Source organism: Qipengyuania sp. SS22 (assembly GCF_025736935.1).
GTDB lineage: Bacteria > Pseudomonadota > Alphaproteobacteria > Sphingomonadales > Sphingomonadaceae > Qipengyuania.
Genome location: NZ_CP107048.1, coordinates 1,260,792 through 1,277,059 on the forward strand (window position 1 = coordinate 1,260,792; position 16,268 = coordinate 1,277,059).

Here is a 16,268-nt window from a genome sequence, read left to right on the forward strand (position 1 = left end):
CACACAATGTCTGACGTCATCTTACACGTTTTCGACAGCCTCGAAGAGGCTAAGAATTGCTTCGCAACTATCGCCAACTCCTCGGAGCTGCATGGTGCGATTACGACCAGCTCCGGCATGTTGTACCAGAAGGTCGGCGACAACATCTCAGAAGTAGTCGGCACCAACAAATTCTACGTCCTCGAGACCGGTGCCAACGTCGTTTCGGACTAGCTGGGATTTCAGTGCCGTTCGCACAAGCAAACGACCGCCGGTCGCCCCTTGCCGATGGCCCTCATCGGTTCGCCGACAAAGTTTTCCTCCTGAGCACCGCACGCGCTAGCACGCGAGCCAGCTCAATTCTCAGGGGAATCACACATGCCATCCACTCGAAATTTCGCCCGCGCGACGGCGGCTTCCGCGCTCGCGCTGGGGCTGGCTCTCGCCTCTCCGTCCCTCGCCGAGGAAACCGACGCCAACACCATCGTCGTCACCGGCCAGGCCAAGATCGGCGACTTCGGGCTCGACCTCACCGCGCGTGACACTGCCGCCGATCCGGGTGACGATTTCGAACGCTATGCTTCGGGCGCGTGGATCGACCGGACCGAGATTCCCGGCGATCGTCCCTCGGTCGGCTCGTTCTATAATCTGCGCGAGGATGTGACCGAAGAGGTCAACGGGCTGATCACCGAAGCGCCTGCGGGCACGCAATATGGCGCGCTCTACACCAGCTTCATGAACGAGGCGGCGATCGAGCGCGCGGGTCTGGCCCCGCTGATGCGCGATCTGGCACAGGTCGATGCGCTGTCGGACAAGAGCGCCTTCGCGCGCTACATGGGCGCGGCCTATGGCAAGTTCGGCGGCTCGCTGTTCGGCGCCGGCCCCTATGCCGACCCCGACGATCCGACGATGAACGCGCTGTGGATGTTCTCCGGCGGGCTCGGCCTGCCCGAGAAGGAATATTATTTCGACGAGAAATTCGCCGACCAGCGCGGCGCGTATCTCGCCTATCTCGAGCGCACCTTCCGCAATATCGGCGAGGCCAGCCCGCGCGAAGCGGCCAGCCGCGTGATGACTTTCGAGACCTATGTCGCGCAGCTCAATTGGGATGCTGAACAGAAACGCCAGATCGAGAAGATCAACAATCCGATGTCGGGCAGCGAACTGGCCGCCTATGCGCCGGGCGTGGATTGGGACGCGTTCTTCGCCGGTCACAACATCCCGCCGCAGGAGCGCATTATCGTTACCGACAACACCGCGATGAAGGCGATCGCCGCGCTGTTTGCCAGCACCGATCTCGATACGCTCAAGCTGTGGCAGAAGGCGCAAGCAGCGCACCAGGCCTCGCCCTATCTCAACCAGAAGATGGTTGAGAGCCGGTTCCGGTATACCAGCGCGCTCAACGGCACGAGCGAGCAGCGTGCCCGCTGGAAGCGCGCGGTCGACACGATCGACGGCTCGCTCGGCGAGCTGGTCGGCGAAGCTTATGTCGACGAATATTTCCCCAAGATCGCCAAGACGCGGATGGACGAGCTGGTCCGCAACCTGAAACTCGCCATGGGTGACCGGATCGGCGAAAACGACTGGATGAGCCCCGAGACCAAGGACGCCGCGCTCGACAAGCTCGAGCGGATGGACGTGATGGTCGGCTATCCGGAAAAATTCCGCGACTATTCGCAGCTGCCGATGTCGGCCGACGATCTCTATGGCAACATGATCGCTGCCTCGCAGTTCAACGCCGATTACGAGATGAGCGACCTTGGCAAGCCGGTCGACCGCAAGAAGTGGGGCATGAACCCGCAGACGGTGAACGCCTATAACGGCGGGCTGGAAAACAAGATGGTCTTCCCGGCCGGCATCCTCCAGCCACCCTTCTTCGATCCCTGGGCCGACCCGGCGGTCAACTATGGCGCGATCGGCGTGGTCATCGGCCACGAAATCAGCCACGGCTTCGACGACCAGGGCCGCAAGATCGACGCCAGCGGCGCGATCCGCGACTGGTGGACCACAGGCGATGCCGAACGGTTCGAGGCCGAAGCCAAGAAATTCGGCGCGCAATATGCCGCGTTCGAAGTCGTGCCGGGCAGCTTCATCAATCCCGACCTGACGATGGGCGAGAACATCGCCGATCTGGCGGGCGTGCTGGTGGCCTATGATGCCTACAAGAAATCGCTCGGCGGAGAAGAAGCGCCGGTAATCGACGGGCTGACCGGCGACCAGCGCTTCTTCCTCGCCTACGCGCAGGTGTGGCGGGCCAAGGCGCGCGAGGACAGCTTGCGCAACCAGGTCGCAACCGACCCGCACAGCCCCGCGCGCTATCGCACCATCGCCCCGCTGCGCAATGTCGATGCATGGTACGAAGCCTTCAACATCACGCCCGAAGACGCGATGTATATCGCGCCCGAGGACCGCGCACGGATTTGGTAACCATGAAGGCGGCGTGCGAGCGTATTTGCCGCACGTCGCCCTCGCCAATTTCGCGTCGCCAGATCCGGGAAGATCGTGAACATTCCGCGCCAAATCGTTAACGATTGGGCGCTAGAAAACGCGATCGTACGCGCGAGAAGAGGTCAAGGTCGCAGCCGGTGCACATCGACGATCAATTCGACGGCAATAGCGCCGGCCTGATGAACCGTGTCCCGGTCGATCCCTACGAGATCGAGCGCGAAGCGGTGATCGCCATGCTCGAACGCGAGCAGCGTTCGCTGACCGCCAGCCTGATCGCGCTGGCGCTGATGGCGGTCGGCGTGGCGCTGATGCCCAACCCGCTGTCGATGGCGGTCCTGCTCGCGCTGCGCTTCTGTTCATTCCTCTACACCCGCAAGGCCGCCGCGCGGCTGGAACAGCTGGCGCGCGCGCGTCAGCCGATGCGCCACGCGCGCTGGATCCTGGTCTTCGCCATGTCGATGACCGGGGTGACGCTGGGGCTATTGCTGTGGCCACCGCCACCCGATGGTTCGGTGCTGGCGGTCAATCTGGTCCGCGGCGTGGTCTTGTTAACGGCGACGCTCATCGCGGTGACGCTGGCCGCGCTGCCCTCTGCGCGAGATGCCATGCTGGCAAGCTTCTGGCTGACGACTTTCGGGTTTTACCTGTTCCACCCCGGCGTCCAGCACCCGGTGCTGATCGCGATCCTTGCGCTGATGGTCATCGGCATCCGCATCTACAGTTCCTCCACCGGGCTGCATATCCGGAGCGCGGCACAGATGCTGGTCGAAAACCGGCAACTGTCCGAGGATCTGGCCGATGCGCTTGCACATGCCGAATTCCTCAGCTGGCGCGATCCGCTCACCGGCCTGTTCAACCGGCGCAAGCTGTTCGAGGAAACGCGCATGGAACACAGTGCGCTCTCGCGGCACCTGCTCACCATCGATCTCGACCGGTTCAAGACGATCAACGACACCTTCGGCCATGGCGTGGGCGACCACGTGCTGATCGCAACCGCCGATACGATCCGCGAATGGTGCCATTCGATCGAAGGCACCAGGGAACATCAGGCCTTCCGCCTCGGCGGAGAGGAATTCCTGGTCATCGTGCGCGGGCTCGATGATGTCGAGGTCGCCGAAGCGGCCGAAGCGCTGCGCCTGCAGATCGCCGGGCTGGAGGACCAGTTCGACACCTATCCCGACATCGCCATTTCGGCCTCGATCGGGCTGGCCAGCTGGCGGTTCGGCGAAGGGATGGACGATGCGCTGCTGCGCGCCGATATTGCCTGCTACGAAGCGAAAAACACGGGTCGCAACCAGGTCCGCCGCGCCGCCTGAGCGCGCCGCCTGACCGCTCGACCGTTGCACCGCAGCGACGAAACGGGGACCAAAGAACCCCCGCCAACCGTTCCATATACGAGACCAACACCGCGCCACAGCGCATGAAATCGCATGCGCAGGTCGCAGCGCCGGTGTGATACATGATTACGCAATGAAAGGTGCCCGCCTTATGGATAAGGACACCGCGCACAACAGGAACCAAGCCGGCGGGACGCGCCACGCGTCCGCCCCAAGCGCGAACACAGACGATACGCTCAAGACCATCCTCGACGATCTCAACCGTCCGCTGGACGAGGTCGACTGGTCGCATACCACGCTGCATGGAAAACGCGGAGAGAAGCCCGAGCGTTTCCTCAAACGCCTGCGCCGCGAGCGCCAGCATCGCCGCGAGCTGCGCCGCGCACGGCAGGCTGCCGCCAAGGCATTCGACGTCCGGCCGCGCCTCTCCACCCGCAAGCACGCAACGCTGATGCTGGGGGCCGGGGCGCTGGGCCTGACAGCCTTTACCGGCCCGCCCAGAGCCCCGCAGCCGAGTGCGGCAAACATGGTTCTCGGCCCCACGCAAGGCGTGCGCCAACCCGCCCCGCTGCTTACGGCGAGCGATACGTTCAAGCAGGCGCTGATCGAGGAGGAAGGCGTTCGCTATACCGTGTACCGCGATGTCGCCGGCTATCCTACGGTGGGGGTTGGCCATCTGGTCCAACCGCGCGACCGGCTGCGGGTCGGCGACCGGGTGAGCGAGCAACGCGTGCTCGCTTTTCTCGATGCCGACTTGGCCGAAGCCGAACAGGGTGTCCGCCAGTTGGTCGGCGACCTGCCACTTCACCAGCATGAATTCGATGCGCTGCTCGACCTCGTCTACAATGTCGGGATCGGCAATGTCTCGCCCAGCGAAAGCCCGCGTCTCAATGCGGCGATCGATGCGCGCGATTACGACGCGATTGCCGAGGAGCTGAACTATACGCATGCCGGCGGCGCATTCGCCAAGGGACTGGAACACCGCAGCGATCGCCGCGCGAGCATCTTTATGGATGCTGCCTATGAGAACCCGCGCGAGAGTGCCGCACACAATGCGGCCTGAGCGAGAATGGCCCGATCCGGTGCGGGCTTGCGCCGGGAGGACGAAACGCCCTACCAATCAAGCAGGTCCGCGGCGGCCTGCTGAAACCCCTGCAATACGCCGACCGAGCGGCGTCACGATCCATGTCCCATCGCCTCTTCGTCGGTATCCGGCCCCCTCCCCCGATCCGCGATGCGCTGATCGACCTGATGGAAGGTGTCGATAACGCCCGCTGGCAGGACGACGACCAACTGCACCTGACCCTGCGCTATGTCGGCGTGGTCGATACCCATGCGGCGGATGAACTGTCCGAACGGCTGCGTGCTGCCAGTGGTCCCGCATTCGACCTGACGATAGTCGGGACGGGAGCGTTCGAACGCAAAGGGGTTGCGCATACGCTGTGGGCCGGGATCGCGCCGTCGATCGAACTGACCCGGTTCCAGCAGCGCGTGGAACGCATCTGCATTGCCGCGGGACACGAGCCCGAACACCGGAAATACCACCCGCATATCACGTTGGCGCGCACCAACCGCGGCACCGCGCCGCTTGCCCCGTTGCTCGCACGGACGGCGGACCTGCGGCTGGGCCCGTGGACTGCGGATTCGTATATTCTGTACGAAAGTTTCCTGCGACCCGAAGGTTCAGTCTATGAGCCGGTAGTCCGCTATCCCTTGGTTCCCGATCCATGACGCGCACCGCCCTCTCCCTGCTATCGACCCTGACGCTGGCGTTTGGCGGCTGTTCGCCCGCGGATGCGCCCGCTGGCGAGGATGCGCCCGCACTGGCGAGCGACCCTGCCTCCCCCGACGATTGCCTGCTGCTGGTCTGGTCGAGCCAGGAAGAACGGCATGCGCAATTCGACCGCACGCACGACTTCGTCGATGGCGGGGCGATCTCCTGCGCGACGGGAACCAGCGCCAGCCAGTTCGACGCCGCGATTGCAGCGCTACGCGATGCTGCCAGCAGCGGAAACAAGCGCCGGATGCTCGAGGAGATCGGGCTCCCGCTGCTGTATATCGATGCCGCGGGAAACCGCCGCGAAATCGAGGATCGCGGCGAGGTCGAGGCGGTATTCGACGAGATTTTCGATCCCGCGATGATCGCATTGCTGCAGCGACTGGACCTATCGCAGATGAGCGTGGCGAAGGACCAGGGCGGGTTCTTCACCCTCGGCGCCGTCTGGCTGGTGGTCGACCGGGATGGCGGGCGTCCGCGGCTGATGACGGTCAATCGCCAGGCGCTCGACGAAGCGCTGGAGATCGCGCGCGACCAGGCCGAGCGGAACCAGGGCGACCGCGTTCCGTTCGATTAATGTAGGAGCAGCGCCGACCGGCGACGTTTGCGCGCTTGCGCGCGGTCGCGAAGCGGTCCTATCGCACTCCCATGATCGCAATATTGCGCCGGGCATCCGTCCGGCGTTTCATATCATCCTGAGGGGACAAGCATGAAGGCCCAGATTCTGGCCACCGTCGCAACCGCAGCATTGCTCGCCGGTTGCACCACCGCATATGGGGAAGACCTCGACACCATGGCCACACCCAGCGCCGACGCCGCCGCCATTCCGACCGGCACGGGCTATTTCGCCGCAGACAGCATGCTGCCGTTCAAGACGCCCGATTTTTCGAAGATCTCCGAAGACGATTACATCCCCGCTTTCGAGCAGGGCATGGCGATCCAGAAGGCCGAAATCCAGGCGATCATCGACAATCCCGCCCCGCCGACGATGGACAACACCATCGTCGCGCTGGAAAAATCGGGCCGGATGCTCGGCCGCGTGGCGCGCGTGTTCTTCGCCGTGACCGGGTCGAACACCACCGATCGGCTCGACGAGATCAACACCGAAATCAGCCCCAAGCTGACGGCGCATGGCGATTCGATCGTGCTCAACCCCGAGCTCTTCGCGCGCGTGAAGGCGGTGTATGACAACCGCGCCGCGATGACGATGACGCCCGAAGACGCGACACTGCTCGAAGACACTTATGACGGCATGGTCCACGCCGGCGCGCTGCTGACCGAAGCACAGCGTACGCGGGTCAAGGAAATCAATTCCGAACTGTCCGAAATCACCACTGAATTCGGCCAGCAGGCCCGTGCCGCGATGGCCGACCAGCCGGTCGTCTTCGACAGCCGCGACGATCTCGCGGGACTGTCCGAATCCGACATCAAGGCCGCCGCCGACCTGGCTGCCGAAAAGGGCTTCGAGGGCAAATACGCCATCGCGCTGCAGAACACGACGCAGCAGCCGCTGCTGCCGAGCATGACCAACCGTGCCGCGCGTGAGAAGCTGTTCAAGGCGAGCTACAACCGCGCCAACGGCACCACCGACATCGACACGCGTCCGCTGGTGGCCAAGACCGCCGCGCTGCGCGCCGAGAAGGCGGCGCTGTTCGGCGAAGCCGATTGGGCGAGCTACGCCATGTGGGACCGGATGGCGGAAAAGCCCGCCACCGCGCTCGGTTTCATGGAGCGCATGGTCCCCGCCCTCGCCGCCACGCAGCGGCGCGAAGCGGCCATGCTCAACGAAGCGATCGCGTCGGACGGCGGCGATTTCGAAGTCCAGCCGTGGGACTGGTATCGCTATGCCAACAAGGTCAAGGCGGAACGCTACGACCTCGATGAAGATGCGGTGGCCGAGTATTTCCAGCTTGAGACGGTGCTCGAAGACGGTGTCTTCTACGCTGCCAACAAGCTCTACGGGCTCGATTTCAAGCGCCGCACCGACCTGCCGGTCTATCACCCCGACGTCTGGACCTACACCGTCTACGACCGCGACGGCAGCGAACTGGGCCTGTTCTATTTCGACCCGTTCCAGCGCGAATCCAAGCGCGGCGGTGCGTGGATGAGCAACTTCGTCGATCAGAGCGATCTGTGGGGCACCAAGCCGGTGATCTACAACGTGCTCAACATTCCCAAGGCTCCTGCGGGCGAAACCCAGCTGGTCAGCTTCGACAACGTCAACACGCTGTTTCACGAATTTGGCCATGCGCTGCACGGCTTCTTCGCCGACCAGCGGTATGAAAGCCTGTCGGGCACTGCGGTTGCGCGCGATTTCGTGGAGTATCCGAGCCAGGTCAACGAAATGTGGGCGACCTATCCCGAAGTACTGTCGAACTACGCCAAGCACTACAAGACCGGCGAAACCATCCCGGCTGAAATGATCGAGAAGCTCGAGGCCGCATCGCAGTTCAACCAGGGCTATGATTTCGGCGAAGTCGTCGAAGCCGCCCTGCTCGACATGAAGTGGGCGGCGCTGTCGAAGGAAGAAGCAGCAGCGATCGACACGCCGGCCGAAGTCAGCCAGTTCGAGCGCCAGTCGCTGGAACAGCTGGGGCTGGAAATCGACCTCGTCCCGCCGCGCTATCGGACGACCTATTTCAACCACATCTTCAGCTCGCCCAGCGGGTATAGCGCTGGCTATTACAGCTATCTGTGGACCGAAATGCTCGACCGCGACAGCCGCAAGTGGTTCATGGACAATGGCGGCCTGACGCGCGCCAATGGCGACCACTATCGCAAGACCGTGCTCAGCACGGGCGGGACGATGGATTATTTCGAGATGTTCCGGAACTTCGCCGGGCGCGAACCCGACGTGACTCCGATGCTCGAAGCGCGCGGCCTCATCGCGGGCGATGAAGCGGCGGACAGCGAAGTCTCCGACGGCGCGCTGCCGACGCAGACCACGCCGTAATCAGGCGCTGACCAGGGCCCGGTGGCGCGGTTCGCCGATCCACCGGGCCGGGACTTTCCAGACGCGCTCGATCACTTGCTGGTCGAGCGCGTCTTCGCATCTGCCATCGGCGGCGACCCGCCCCTGATCGAGCACGACGACCCGGTCGGCATGGTTCATCGCGTGGGCGAGATCATGCAGCACGAGGACCACGCCCGCGCCGCCAGCGGCAGCGGCGCGCAAATGGCGCAGCAAGGCGAGCTGGTGCGCGATATCGAGCGCGGCGAGCGGTTCGTCGGCGAGGATCCAGCGCGGCTCCCCCGCCAGCACGCGCGCGAGCAGGACGCGCGCGGTCTCGCCGCCCGAAAGCGTCTGCGCGCGGCGGTCTGCGAGTGGGGCGATATCGAGCGCCTCGAGCGCGGCATCGACTGGCGCGGCCAGCCGGTCGCCATGCGCGAGGCGGCCCAGTTCGACCACGCTGCGCACAGGCACATCCCATGCGATTTCATGTGCTTGCGGGAGATAGCCGAGGGCCCGTGCGCGCTCGCGCCGGGGCATGGCATGGACCTGCTCCGCATCGAGCAGCACAGCTCCGTCATCGACGGGTAGCAGTCCCGCCAGCGCTTCGAGCAGGCTCGACTTGCCCGCCCCATTGGGACCGCAGATGGCGGTTATCGTACCCGGTTCGAGCACGAGCGAGACGCCATAGAGCCGGTCGGCGATGGTGACCTGTGCCGCGGCCAGCCTCATGCCAGCCCCCGGCGCATACGCAGCAGCAGCCACAGGAAGAACGGCGCGCCAAGCAGGCTGAGCGCAATGCCCAGCCGCAATTCGGTAACCAGCGGCAGCACCCGCACCGCGCTGTCGGCCACGAGCACCAGCAGCGCCCCGGCCAGCGCGCTCGGCACGATCAATTGCGAGGGCCGCCGGTCGGTCAGCGGGCGCACCAGATGCGGGACGATCAGCCCGACGAAGCCGATGATGCCCGCCACCGCCACGCTCGCCCCCACGGTCAATCCGACTCCTGCAATCAGCAGCCACAGCAGGCGGTGCGTATCGACACCCAGCGAACGCGCCACCGGTTCGCCCAGCATCAGCGCATCGAGCGACCGGCCGCTGCGCCACAGCACTGCCACGCCCAGAGCGACCAGCGGGGCGGCGAGCCAAACTTCACGCCAGCTGCGGTCGGTCAGCGCGCCGTTGAGCCACATGACGATCTCGCTCATCGCGAAAGCATTGGGCGCCATGCTGATCGCCAGCGCGGTCAGCGCCCCGGCGAGGCTCGCCACCATCAGCCCGGCAAGCGTGAACAGCGCAATCCCGCCGGTGCGGCCGGCGATTGCGGCGAGCAGTCCCATCGCCCCGCCCGCGCCGATCAGCGCGAACAGCGGCAGCAACCAGGGCGAGATGGCATAGCCGAACCACAGTGCGGCAACCGCGCCCAGCGCCGCGCCCGGGGCAATGCCGAACAGTCCGGGATCAGCCAGCGGATTGCGCAGATAGCCCTGCATCGCCGCTCCGCTCGCGCCCAGACCCGCGCCGACGACAATCGCCAGCAGCGCGCGTGGCAGCCGCAGTTCGGCGAGGATCAGCGAGGCATTGGGCGTGCTCGCCGGATCGAGCCAGACGCGCCCGGCCAGCAGCGACAGCGGCAGCGCGAGTACGAGCAGCGCACCGAACAGCAGCGTGGCGCGGTTCATGATGCACGCTGCCGGATCGCGGCCAGCCGTTCGGCTGCGCGGATGATCGTAGGGCCGCCGCAATAGAGCAGACTGGTATCGAATTGCTCGCGCCGCATCTGCGGCAGCGCGTCGAGCACCGGATGGCGCTGGCCGACTGCACCGCCTGCTACCAGCAGCACTTCGGGCGGCGCGGCGACGACCTCCTCCAGCGACACGAAATCGGCCTGCGCAAGCCCGCGTGCGGGAGCGACATTGGCGAAGCCGGTCCGCGCGAGCAAATCGCTCACCAGCGCCTGTTCGCCCGCGACGATACCGCCGGGCTGCCACAGCAGCGCCTCGACCCGTTCGCCACCTGTCGGGGCCGCAGCGGCAAGCGCCGCCTCGATCCGCGCGACCAGCTGTTCGCCTGCCGCGGAATCACCCGCCAGCGCCGCCAATTCGCGCACCTGCGCCGCGCTGTCATCGACATCGCTGGCGATGCCGAAGGTCGCCACTTCGATGTCCAGCGCATCGAGCGAGGCGCGCGTCGCCGGGGCGAGGAAACTGCCTGCAACCACCAGATCGGGATCGAGCGCGAGCACTTCCTCCACCGTCCCGCCGGTTGCACGGAACCGCGCCGCCATGGCGGGCTCCATCGAACTGGCGCGCGGATCCTTGCTGTAATGCGAGATCGCCAGCAATTGCCCCGGTGCGGCGATCTCCGCGAGGATCGCATCGGTACAGGGATTGAGGCTGACGATCGTCGGGCGGCCGTCCGGCGGCGGCGCTTCGGCCCTGCCGCCCGCGCAAGCGGCGAGCAGCAGGACCGAGGCGACAAACAGCGGTTTCACATCCGCGCCCTGATCCCGCCGAAGACACCGCGTCCGGCGGAGCCATATCCGGCGACCGTCTGGTAGTCGGTGTCGAAGACATTCTCGACCCTGCCGAACAGCTCCAGATTGTCGCCCACGCCGAAGGATGCCCGCACGTCGAGCAGTTCGTAACCGTCGATCCGGTTGGTGTTCGCGCCATTGTCCCAGCTGGGTCCGACGATCCGCAGGTCCGCCCCCAGCGCGAGGCCGAAGCTGCTGGCCCAATCGGCATAAAGCGTGCCGAAATGATTGGGCCGCCGCGCCAGTTCGAGCCCGGAGGTGCGATCCTCCGCATCGACATAGGCATAGGTCCCCGCCAGCCGCAGACCGGGAGCAAGATCGACACCCGCCTCGGCCTCGATCCCCTGCGCGCGGGCGCGGGCGGTGTTGAGATAGACGCCCGAAGGCCGTTCGGCGGTAAAGCCGAAGCCGATCAGATTGTCGCTGTCGCGGCGGAAACCCGTCAGCGCGAGGTGCAGCCCCGAACCGCGCTGACCCTTCTCGACACCGAGATCGTAGCTGGTGCTTTCCTCGGGATCGAGCTGCGTGTTTCCGTAGAAGGACAGCAATTGGTAAAGCGTCGGTGCCTTGAAGCCCTCACCCACGCTGGCGCGCAGCCGCCAGTCGCTGCCGAAGCCATAGCTGACATCGCCGCCAAAGCTGACATGCGTGCCGAACTGTTCGTGGTCGTCGACGCGCGCCCCGGCATGCGCGGCCAGCCGGCCCATCACCCAACCAAGCTGCGCATAGGCGCCGCTGATCTCGGTTTCGGCGGCAGCATCGAAGCTGGTTTCGAACGCGGTCCATTCGTGATCGCCGCCAAAGGCCAGCGCCAGCCCGCCCAGCAGGCGGTATTCGCCGCGCAGCGACAGGCGTTCCGAACTGCCGTCGCTGGCGAAGGTCTCCGCGCCTGCGCCATTGCGGTTGGCGCGCTCGGTGTCCGAGCGGCTGTAAGCCGCGCGCAGCGTCAGGTCGTTGCCGTAATAGGCCAGCCCGACATCGCCCCAATAGCGCGTGGTCTTCTGCGTATCGTCGGTATCCGCAAGCACGAAAGCAGGTGCGGGGAAACCGTCGATCTCGACCTCGCCCTCGGCAAAATTGCCATGCGCGAACAGCTCGAGGCTCGGCGTCAGATTGACGAAGGCGCTGGTGCCAAGCGCGAATTGCTGCGAACCGTCGGCCTCGGTGCCCGAGGCGGCTGCCGAAAACCCGTCGGTTTCGTACCACGAGCCGGTCAGGCCGAAGAACACATCGTCATTGCCCGCGCCTGCGGCCGCGCTGGCGAAGAGCGTGTCGCGCGCGCCGAATTCGACGCTGCCGGCCAGACCGCGCTCGGTGCGGGTCGAGACATCGATGACGCCGCCCACGGCTTCCGAACCCCAGATGGTGCTGTTCGAGCCGCGCAGTACGTCAACCTTGCCCGCTGTGCCGAGCAACAGATTGCCGAAATCGAAGCCGCCCGACGGGCTGGCCTGGTCGGCCACGCGCACGCCATCGACCAGCACGAGCAATTGGTCCGCATTCGCCCCGCGCACATTGACGCTGGTTACCGTGCCGATCCCGCCGCTGCGCGACAGCGACAGGCCGGGGACGCGGTTCAGCGCGCGCACCGGGTCGGCGCCCTGGAGGGTCTCGATCTCGGTGCGGTCGATGACGGTGACCGACTGGCCGGTATTGCGCAGATCGGTGCCGAGGCCATTGGCGGTGACAGTGATGACCGCCTCACCGGCGCGCGGCGCGGTGCCCGCACGGGGCGCGTCGGCAACGGTCGCTTGCTCGCTTCCGGCGTCCTGCCGTTCGACGATCTCGGCCAGCGCCTGCTCGCTCGGGCTCTGCGCGTATGCCGCAGTGGGAATGGCCGAAGCCGTCAGGAAAAACAGATATTTGTACACGTAACCTCCTATCATAGACGAATCGCCGTCCATGACGGGAGGGAGCAGGATTGCTCCTTCCACGTTTGCCTACGATACACCCCGCCCGCGGCCGAACGACGGTCATGGGCAGGTCTCCTGGCTCCCGGATCGACGCTTTCCCGCCGCCTTCCCGGACCAAGGCCCAGTGGCATGTGGCGGGATCGCTCCCCGGTCACAGTTGCGGGGGCAGCGGAGGGTTTGCACCTCCTTCCCTCTTCGGGCCTGCGCGAACAGGCCAACCCGTGACTCGGCCGCCCGACTAACGCGCGATGCCGCAATGCACAAGACGATCCTTCGTTAAGCACTATCTGATAGTTATATCGCGAACGCACCTTACGTCCCGATGCGGGATGGTGCGCCCACCCGGCTAGGGATAAGGACCAGGCTGGGCTATTGCAGCGGAAGAAAGCAGGAAGCGAATTGCGTCAATCGAAGGCCAGAGCGGACCGAAGCAGGCGCGCCCCGCGCGTCCCGTCCGCGCGCGCCAAACGGTTCGAGGCGCGTCGCCGCAACCGGCGCAAGCTGGTCTCGCGCGGGGCGCTGCTAGCCGGAGCGATCGCGCTGCCGACGGTTGCTGCGCAGGGCGAATGGGCGGATCTGAAGAGCGCGATGGGGCTTACCGAAGAGCGCGTCGCCTTTGCCCCCATGCCGTTCGAAACCCCGGGTGAAAGTTTCCCCGGCTCGGCGTTCTATTATCTCGAGGATGCTCCGCGCCTCGCCATCGATGTGAGCGACCTGCGGCAAAGCGAGGGCACGTTCGAAACGGTCGAGTTTACCGAAAGCCACGGGGCGGGCGCAGCGGCGCAGGCATTCCGGCAGGCGGGCAGCGGGCTCGACAAGGCGCGCGCGCTGCAATGCCTGTCGATGGCGGTCTATTACGAGGCGGCCAGCGAGAGCTACGGCGGGCAGCAGGCGGTTGCGCAAGTGGTGCTCAACCGGGTCGCGCATCCGGCCTATCCCGCCAGTATCTGCGGCGTGGTGTTCCAGGGATCGGAGCGCACGACCGGCTGCCAGTTCAGCTTTACCTGCGATGGATCGCTTGGCCGCACGCCCGCCCGCCGGGCCTGGGCGGTGGCACAGTCGGTTGCACTGGCGGCGCTGGCGGGCGAAGTCTACCAGCCGATCGGGCTCGCGACGCATTACCACACCAATTACGTGAACCCCTATTGGGCGGCGAGCCTTGATTTCATCGGCGCGATCGGCGCGCACCGATTTTATCGCTGGAAGGGTGGCGCGGGCACCGCGGGCGCGTTTACCGATGCCTATGCGGGCAGCGAGCCACTGGCTGCACCCAATGTCCGGCGGGCGGAACTCGATGTGCCGGGTCCGGTGGCCCCTGCCCCGCCATCGAACGACACGATCAGCCTCGGCGCGGCTTCGACGGTCCCGGTAGGCGGGACGGGTGCAACGACTGCCGCCCCCGCGAGCACCAAGCTGCCGCAATCGGGGCGCGTGAAGGACGAATATGCCAATTCGGGCAAATGGATCAGCGAGCCGGGGCGGAAATAGCCGCGTAGCTTGCGCGGAGGCGATCCTTTACGTCTTCACAACCATGCTGCGGAACCGAAGCTTAGCGGTGGCCGGGTAGGACCGATTGATCCCCCAGCCGCTTCACAAGGACAGAGGCATGCCCCTCCATTTCGCCGCCGCCCGTTCCGCCGCGCATTCGCCGATCGCCCGCGCCTTGGCGAAAAAGGCGCTCGCCCGCGCTGCCAACGACAATGGCGATGCGGCGCATATGCAGGCGGAAGCGTCGAGCTTCGACCATATGATGCGCGCTGCGCTGCGGCACTTTGCCGAACACGGGATGGGCGCAGCCGAAGGGGCGCGGCAACAGGCCGAGCAGGCGCATTTCACCGGCGATACCGAGGCGTATGAGTGGTGGCTGGGTGTCTGCCGTACGCTTGATCGCCGTCTTGCCGAAAGCCTCGAGAGTACGATCGCCATCGACGCCCTGCTGGCCCGTTAAGCAACGCCCGGACGGGGGTAAGCGTTCTTCCGGAGGTGACATGTGCGCCCGGATGAGTGCTCATAGGCGCAGACCTATGCTCAGGAATGCCCATTTGCATCGCGGCGACATGCGCCATCGCCGACCGCCGCGAAGCGCCCTTCCCAAGGCTTCCCAGTCTGCGGCGACGGCTGGCCCATACCGCCAGCATATCCTTGAATTCGCGCACCTATTGCAATTGCGAACCATTTGCAAACATAGTTTGGTGAGCTGAAGGCATTGGCGGTTGCAATCCCTCCGGCGCGGGCCTAGGGCGCACACGCAATCGACCGGGTGCCATGCCTCCTCTGCGGGACACTTGACGCATGGCCCAGTTTCGGTCCGGGTATCATCTCTGTCCCGCACGGCAGGAACAAGGACCCTCATTTCCATGGCACGCAAGAAGATCGCCCTTATCGGCTCCGGCATGATCGGCGGAACGCTCGCCCACCTCGCGGCGAAGAAGGAAATGGGCGACATCGTCCTGTTCGACATCGCCGAAGGCATGCCGCAGGGCAAGGCGCTGGACCTGTCGCAGTGCGGCCCGGTCGAAGGCTTCGACGCCAAGATCACCGGTAGCAACGATTATGCCGACATCGCCGGCGCCGACGTGGTGATCGTCACCGCCGGTGTGCCGCGCAAGCCCGGCATGAGCCGCGACGATCTGCTCGGCATCAACCTCAAGGTGATGAAGTCGGTCGGCGAAGGCATCAAGAACAACGCCCCCGACGCATTCGTCATCTGCATCACCAACCCGCTCGACGCGATGGTCTGGGCGCTGCGTGAGTTTAGCGGCCTGCCGCACAACAAGGTCGTCGGCATGGCCGGCGTGCTCGACAGCGCGCGCTTCGCCACCTTCCTCGCGTGGGAGTTCGATGTCTCGGTCAAGGACGTGAACGCCTTCGTGCTCGGCGGCCACGGCGACACCATGGTCCCCGTCACCAGCTACACCACGATCAACGGCATCCCGGTCAACGACTTCGCCAAGATCAAAGGCGTCTCGGAAAGCCGCATTGACGAAATCGTCGACCGCACCCGCAAGGGCGGCGGCGAGATCGTCGGCCTGCTCGGCAATGGCTCGGCCTATTATGCGCCTGCCACCAGCGCGATCGCGATGGCCGAAGCCTATCTCGGCGACACCAAACGCATCCTGCCCTGCGCCAGCTATGTCGACGGCAGATACGGCCTCGACGGGCTGTATGTCGGCGTGCCGACGATGATCGGCGCGGGCGGCACCGAAGAAGTGATCGAAATCGAACTGTCGGACGAAGAGAAGTCCAACCTCAAGGTCTCGACCGATGCGGTCGAAGAGCTGCTCGAAGCCTGCAAGGGCCTGGATAGCTCGCTGGCCTGAGCGAGACG

The 16,268-nt window shown here is 65.4% G+C and carries 14 protein-coding genes and 1 riboswitch; of the genes, 10 read left to right on the forward strand and 4 right to left on the reverse strand.

Going from position 1 to position 16,268, the window contains the following annotated elements; translation table 11 throughout:
• Nucleotides 1-6: 6 nt before the first annotated feature.
• From N6L26_RS06115 to N6L26_RS06145, 7 genes are all read left to right on the forward strand, one after another.
• Entirely contained in the window at nucleotides 7-213 is a 207-nt protein-coding gene (locus N6L26_RS06115; RefSeq protein WP_263607150.1) for a hypothetical protein, read from the forward strand.
• A 144-nt stretch (nucleotides 214-357) separates the two neighbouring features.
• Nucleotides 358-2,406, forward strand: a complete 2,049-nt coding sequence (locus tag N6L26_RS06120) for a M13 family metallopeptidase (protein WP_263607151.1) — start codon at nucleotides 358-360, stop codon at nucleotides 2,404-2,406.
• Nucleotides 2,407-2,564: 158 nt separating this feature from the next.
• Nucleotides 2,565-3,743, forward strand: coding sequence for a sensor domain-containing diguanylate cyclase (locus N6L26_RS06125; RefSeq protein ID WP_263607152.1), 1,179 nt, complete (start codon nucleotides 2,565-2,567; stop codon nucleotides 3,741-3,743).
• A gap of 172 nt (nucleotides 3,744-3,915) precedes the next feature.
• Entirely contained in the window at nucleotides 3,916-4,827 is a 912-nt protein-coding gene (locus N6L26_RS06130) for a lysozyme (RefSeq protein ID WP_263607153.1), read from the forward strand.
• Nucleotides 4,828-4,949: 122 nt separating this feature from the next.
• Complete coding sequence (gene thpR / locus N6L26_RS06135; RefSeq protein ID WP_263607154.1) at nucleotides 4,950-5,495, forward strand: RNA 2',3'-cyclic phosphodiesterase; 546 nt, start codon at nucleotides 4,950-4,952, stop codon at nucleotides 5,493-5,495.
• Nucleotides 5,492-6,118, forward strand: a complete 627-nt coding sequence (locus N6L26_RS06140) for a hypothetical protein (protein ID WP_263607155.1) — start codon at nucleotides 5,492-5,494, stop codon at nucleotides 6,116-6,118. The genes thpR and N6L26_RS06140 overlap by 4 nt, the downstream gene beginning before the upstream one ends.
• A 132-nt stretch (nucleotides 6,119-6,250) precedes the next feature.
• Nucleotides 6,251-8,494 carry a M3 family metallopeptidase gene (locus N6L26_RS06145; protein WP_263607156.1) on the forward strand — a complete coding sequence of 748 codons (2,244 nt, stop codon included), beginning with the start codon at nucleotides 6,251-6,253 and terminating at the stop codon, nucleotides 8,492-8,494.
• Here the strand turns inward: N6L26_RS06145 and N6L26_RS06150 are convergent, their stop codons facing one another.
• From N6L26_RS06150 to N6L26_RS06165, 4 genes are read right to left on the reverse strand one after another with little or no spacing between them, the layout of a single operon-like run.
• The gene (locus tag N6L26_RS06150) at nucleotides 8,495-9,223 is read right to left on the reverse strand and encodes an ABC transporter ATP-binding protein (RefSeq protein WP_263607157.1); all 729 of its coding nucleotides are present in this window, start codon (nucleotides 9,221-9,223) and stop codon (nucleotides 8,495-8,497) included.
• The gene (locus tag N6L26_RS06155) at nucleotides 9,220-10,173 is read right to left on the reverse strand and encodes a FecCD family ABC transporter permease (RefSeq protein WP_263607158.1); all 954 of its coding nucleotides are present in this window, start codon (nucleotides 10,171-10,173) and stop codon (nucleotides 9,220-9,222) included. The genes N6L26_RS06150 and N6L26_RS06155 overlap by 4 nt, the downstream gene beginning before the upstream one ends.
• Nucleotides 10,170-10,985 (reverse strand): ABC transporter substrate-binding protein, encoded by an 816-nt coding sequence (locus tag N6L26_RS06160; protein ID WP_263607159.1) that lies wholly within the window; start codon nucleotides 10,983-10,985, stop codon nucleotides 10,170-10,172. The genes N6L26_RS06155 and N6L26_RS06160 overlap by 4 nt, the downstream gene beginning before the upstream one ends.
• Nucleotides 10,982-12,898 carry a TonB-dependent receptor plug domain-containing protein gene (locus N6L26_RS06165; protein WP_263607160.1) on the reverse strand — a complete coding sequence of 639 codons (1,917 nt, stop codon included), beginning with the start codon at nucleotides 12,896-12,898 and terminating at the stop codon, nucleotides 10,982-10,984. The genes N6L26_RS06160 and N6L26_RS06165 overlap by 4 nt, the downstream gene beginning before the upstream one ends.
• A gap of 89 nt (nucleotides 12,899-12,987) precedes the next feature.
• A riboswitch (cobalamin riboswitch) is annotated at nucleotides 12,988-13,178 on the reverse strand.
• Between the two features lie 161 nt (nucleotides 13,179-13,339).
• Between N6L26_RS06165 and N6L26_RS06170 the strand changes: the two genes are divergently transcribed.
• From N6L26_RS06170 to mdh, 3 genes are all read left to right on the forward strand, one after another.
• Complete coding sequence (locus N6L26_RS06170) at nucleotides 13,340-14,428, forward strand: cell wall hydrolase (protein WP_263607161.1); 1,089 nt, start codon at nucleotides 13,340-13,342, stop codon at nucleotides 14,426-14,428.
• Between the two features lie 118 nt (nucleotides 14,429-14,546).
• On the forward strand, nucleotides 14,547-14,888 hold the full coding sequence (locus N6L26_RS06175; protein ID WP_263607162.1) for a hypothetical protein: 342 nt from the start codon (nucleotides 14,547-14,549) through the stop codon (nucleotides 14,886-14,888).
• 409 nt (nucleotides 14,889-15,297) lie between these two features.
• Nucleotides 15,298-16,260, forward strand: a complete 963-nt coding sequence (mdh, locus tag N6L26_RS06180) for a malate dehydrogenase (protein WP_263607163.1) — start codon at nucleotides 15,298-15,300, stop codon at nucleotides 16,258-16,260.
• Nucleotides 16,261-16,268: the final 8 nt, after the last annotated feature.

Bases quoted from the DNA above. Each gene is read 5' to 3' on its own strand.
- N6L26_RS06115 (WP_263607150.1), top strand. From the start codon at position 7: ATGTCTGACGTCATCTTACACGTTTTCGACAGCCTCGAAGAGGCTAAG.
- N6L26_RS06120 (WP_263607151.1), top strand. From the start codon at position 358: ATGCCATCCACTCGAAATTTCGCCCGCGCGACGGCGGCTTCCGCGCTC.
- N6L26_RS06130 (WP_263607153.1), top strand. From the start codon at position 3,916: ATGGATAAGGACACCGCGCACAACAGGAACCAAGCCGGCGGGACGCGC.
- thpR (WP_263607154.1), top strand. From the start codon at position 4,950: ATGTCCCATCGCCTCTTCGTCGGTATCCGGCCCCCTCCCCCGATCCGC.
- N6L26_RS06140 (WP_263607155.1), top strand. From the start codon at position 5,492: ATGACGCGCACCGCCCTCTCCCTGCTATCGACCCTGACGCTGGCGTTT.
- N6L26_RS06145 (WP_263607156.1), top strand. From the start codon at position 6,251: ATGAAGGCCCAGATTCTGGCCACCGTCGCAACCGCAGCATTGCTCGCC.
- N6L26_RS06150 (WP_263607157.1), bottom strand. From the start codon at position 9,223: ATGAGGCTGGCCGCGGCACAGGTCACCATCGCCGACCGGCTCTATGGC.
- N6L26_RS06155 (WP_263607158.1), bottom strand. From the start codon at position 10,173: ATGAACCGCGCCACGCTGCTGTTCGGTGCGCTGCTCGTACTCGCGCTG.
- N6L26_RS06175 (WP_263607162.1), top strand. From the start codon at position 14,547: ATGCCCCTCCATTTCGCCGCCGCCCGTTCCGCCGCGCATTCGCCGATC.
- mdh (WP_263607163.1), top strand. From the start codon at position 15,298: ATGGCACGCAAGAAGATCGCCCTTATCGGCTCCGGCATGATCGGCGGA.